Source organism: Paracoccus sp. SY (assembly GCF_002901215.1).
Lineage (GTDB): Bacteria > Pseudomonadota > Alphaproteobacteria > Rhodobacterales > Rhodobacteraceae > Paracoccus > Paracoccus acridae.
Map to the genome: position 1 here is coordinate 1 of NZ_NWMQ01000146.1, position 1195 is coordinate 1195.

Sequence of the window (1195 nt, forward strand, 5' to 3'; positions counted from 1 at the left end):
GCCAGGTAATAGGCCGCGCCGGGATTGCGTGCGATCAGGTCGCCGATCAGCGCCTCGGCCTCGGGGTCGCGGTGGGGCTGGGACCGGGCGGCCTGGCCCAGTTTGTGAAACAGCCCTTCGATGGCTTGCCTGTCGTTGTGATCCATGACGTCTTCTCTCCTTTGTTTCTTGCGTCATTCGTCCTGCTGGCCGGTCAGGCTCAGCAGCAGTTGGAAGATGTTGATGAAGTTCAGATACAGCGACAGCGCCCCCATCACCGCCAGCTTCTGCTGCGTTTCGGCATTGTGATGTTCGCCATAGGCGCCCTTGATCGACTGCGTGTCCCAGGCGGTCAGGCCCACGAAGACCAGGATGCCGATGATCGAGATGGCGAATTGCAGGGCCGACGATCCCAGGAAGATGTTGATGATGCTGGCGATGATGACGCCGATCAGGCCCATGATCAGGAAGCTGCCGAACTTCGACAGGTCGCGCTTCGTGGTATAGCCGTAAAGGCTCATCCCGGCGAACATGGCGGCGGCGCCGAAGAAGGCCCGCGCGATGGAGGCGCCGGTGAAGACCAGGAAGATCGAGGCCAGCGACAGCCCCATCACCGCGCAGAAGGCCCAGAACAGCGCCTGCGCGGTCGCGCCCGAAACGGTCTCGATGCGGAAGGACAGGAACATCACGAAGGCCAGCGGCGCCAGCATCACCAGCCATTTCAGCGGCGTGCTGAAGATCGGCACATAGATCGCCGGGACCGAAGCGACCAGCACCGCGACCAGGCCCGTGACCAGCAGGCCCAGGCCCATGTAGTTGTAGATGCGCAGCATATGCGCGCGCAGGCCCGCGTCGAATGCGGCGGCGGGGGCAAAGCCGGCGCTGCGGCCAGCCTGATGGATGGGTTGCATGGCGTTCTCCGATGGATTGGTGTCAGTAAAGCGTGTCGGACAGCTCCTGCGAGGCGTCCAGAAGCGCATCCGCCCGGTCCGCCCCGGCGATCAGCACATGGGCGGTTTCGCCGATCTGGAACCAGGCAATGCCCTCGTCGGGAGTCTCGATCAGCCGCGGCAAGGTCACGTCGAAACTGCCGGCGCGCACCGCGAAATGGCTGACCTGGCCCAGATCCGGCGCCTCGAACAGGATCTCGACCCCCGGCCCCTGGGGCGAGGGAAAGACCTGGGCGTCGCGCACCGTCCAGCCTGGATCGAAGCCC

2 protein-coding genes and 1 pseudogene are annotated in these 1195 nt (G+C 64.6%); all 3 read right to left on the reverse strand.

All coding sequences use genetic code 11. The features are described 5' to 3' along the window. Positions 1–146, reverse strand: a 146-nt coding sequence (locus CK944_RS22195; RefSeq protein ID WP_146038772.1) for a DUF2076 family protein, incomplete at its 3' end; no start/stop codon positions are given. Positions 147–173: 27 nt separating this feature from the next. After that, complete coding sequence (locus tag CK944_RS22200) at positions 174–890, reverse strand: Bax inhibitor-1/YccA family protein (RefSeq protein WP_103175190.1); 717 nt, start codon at positions 888–890, stop codon at positions 174–176. A gap of 22 nt (positions 891–912) precedes the next feature. Beyond that, positions 913–1195: pseudogene (locus CK944_RS23515) on the reverse strand (anti-sigma factor); the annotation flags it as partial.

Bases quoted from the DNA above. Each gene is read 5' to 3' on its own strand.
- CK944_RS22200 (WP_103175190.1), bottom strand. From the start codon at position 890: ATGCAACCCATCCATCAGGCTGGCCGCAGCGCCGGCTTTGCCCCCGCC.